Below are 2,402 nucleotides of genomic sequence, written 5' to 3' on the forward strand. Positions count from 1 at the left end.
CATGGCCAGCCAGCTGCCCAAGAGCCGTACCTTGATGCGGTTGGCACGCACACGGGACTCGATGGAGCTGGCGGTACGGTTCCAGTAAAACATCTTGCCGAGCTCGATGCCAAGGTCGGTGATGACGCCGGTCATGTGCGTGGTGCGGATCTGGGAGGACGAGATTTTGCTGACCAGCGCGTTTTGCAGGCCCATGGTGAAGGCCAGCACCAGCACGGTCAGGGGCACGGCGAACGGCGTCTGCCGGTTCAGCGTTGCGCCAAGCAGGCCGAAGACCAGCAAAAGAACGGACTCGAGCAACAGCGGCAGGGCGAACTCACTGCGAAGGTGCCGGTGGCGCGCCCAATTGACCAGCACGGCCGTCACTGCCGCACCCAGGGTGAAGGCCAGCAAGGCGCCCACCGCACCCAGCACCAGTGTCAGGTTCCCAAGGATGAGGTTGTCGGCCACGATCGAGACAAACCCCGTCATGTGCGAGGTGTACATGCTGACCAGCAGGAAGCCCCCGGCGTTGACAGCCCCGGCATTGAACGCAAGCACGCCGCCGAGCAGGCGGTTGATGGTGGGCGTGCGGTGCTGCCCGGTGAGATGGCGCAGGCGGCGCATGAATTACCAGCCCGCCGCCATGCGGCCGCGGTTAAGGATTCCGGCGGGATCGAACTCGCGCTTGAGGTCCCGGTGGATCCGGTCCAATGGCGGCTTTAATGCATCAAATCGGGCTGTAGAACCTGCTGGTATTGCGCCGGCAGCTATAAAAAGAGTAGCATGCCCGCCAGCCTGTGCAGCGGCCGCACGCAATGCCTGTGCTTGCCCCGCGCCTGCCCGTACCCATCGCTGGGCGCCATGCCATTCCACCAGCGGCGAGTCGGGCAAATCCGGAACATGGGCCGTTTGCGGCAAGGACAGCCGCCACAAGTCCTGGTCGACCTGGCGTGCCCGGAACCACGGGTGCTGCTGGTTGCGACAGTCCTGCCAATAGCCGGCAGCTTCGGCGCTGCCTTGTTTCTCGCCGCCCAGCACCTTGCAGGCGGCTTCGACGGCGGCGACAGCGCCGCGCAATCGCAGACAGAGCGTACCGATGCCGGCCTCTTCAGACCAGCAGCTCGCATTGAGCGGCAAGGGCCGGCCGCCCCAGGCATTCAGCCAGTCAAGCGCCTGCGCCTGGCTGCATTCAAAGCGCAGGGTGGCCTCGGCAGGCGCTACCGGCAGCACCTTGAGGCTCACTTCAGTGAGCACGCCCAAGGTACCCAGGGCACCCACCATGAGCCGGGAGACGTCATAACCCGCCACATTTTTCATGACCTGCCCGCCGAACGTGAGCAGTTCGCCACGCCCGTTGATGAGCTTGAGGCCCAACATGTAATCACGCACCGCGCCCACGCTGGCGCGTGCTGGCCCGCTCAGGCCGCTGGCAACCATGCCGCCCACGGTGGCTTTTGCCCCTGAACCGTCAAAACGGGGCGGCTCGAAGGGCAGGCACTGGCCCTGGGCCGCCAGCAAGGCCTCGAGTTCGGCCAGCGGCGTGCCGGCGCGCGCAGTCACGACCAGTTCACTCGGTTCGTAGCTGATGACACCCGCGTATGGCGTCATGTCGAGGATGTCACCTTCCAGGGATTGGCCGTAAAAGTCCTTGGTGCCGCCACCCCGAATACGCAGCGGCGTGCCGGCGGCAGCGGCAGTGCGTATCCGCCCGGTCAGGGACTCCATCACATCATCGGTATCTGAAGGCATGGCTGGGATGGTACGTGGGTATCGCGCCTGGGGAGTTGATCTTTTTGCATGCCGCCTGTTCGGTTTTTTCAGAGGGCGAAGCTCAGTCCTCGAAAAAGTTCACCGGCAAGCCGGGCACATCCACCCGCATCGAAAACACGCAACCGGACTCGGGATAAGCCTGCAGTTCGGCCGCCGGGCGGTTGTAGCGTGCCGTGGTGACGTAAAGCGTTTGCAGGTCGTCACCGCCAAAACACGGCATGGTCGGGCACTGCGCGGGCACGGGAATTTCGGCCAGCAACTCTCCTGCCGGTGACAGCTTGAGAAGGCGTGCACCTTCAAACATGGCCACCCAGTAGTTGCCCTGGATGTCCACCGCTGCGCCGTCGGGCCGCCCGCCATAACCGGGCATGCCGAACTGCCAGCCGGCAGGCTTGCCGGGCCATTGGTGGAACACGCGGCGGTTCGCCATGGCGTTGCTGTCGGCATCCCAGTCCCAGGCATGTGTGGTGTGCGTGGGGGTATCCGTCCAGTACACGGTTGCGGCGTCCGGCGACCAGGCCAGGCCATTGGCAATGATGGCGCCGCCTGCCTTGCGCTCCACCGCAGGCACAAGGCTGTTGCGGCAGTCGATGGAAAAAAGCTCGGCCACGGACTTGTCCCGTGGTTCATACATCGTGCCGGCCCAGAAG

The 2,402-nt window shown here is 64.7% G+C and carries 3 protein-coding genes; all 3 read right to left on the minus strand.

The genetic code is table 11. The annotated features are described in order from the left end of the window. Window positions 1-606, minus strand: a 606-nt coding sequence (locus tag AC1DWI_RS19900; RefSeq protein ID WP_477725544.1) for a YoaK family protein, incomplete at its 3' end; no start/stop codon positions are given. Between the two features lie 3 nt (window positions 607-609). Further along, window positions 610-1,731, minus strand: coding sequence for a glycolate oxidase subunit GlcE (gene glcE / locus AC1DWI_RS19905; RefSeq protein WP_477670294.1), 1,122 nt, complete (start codon window positions 1,729-1,731; stop codon window positions 610-612). A gap of 82 nt (window positions 1,732-1,813) precedes the next feature. Further along, a partial coding sequence (locus AC1DWI_RS19910; protein WP_477725545.1) for an SMP-30/gluconolactonase/LRE family protein occupies window positions 1,814-2,402 on the minus strand: 589 nt, incomplete at its 5' end.

Source organism: Polaromonas sp. P3_C2 (assembly GCF_056402675.1).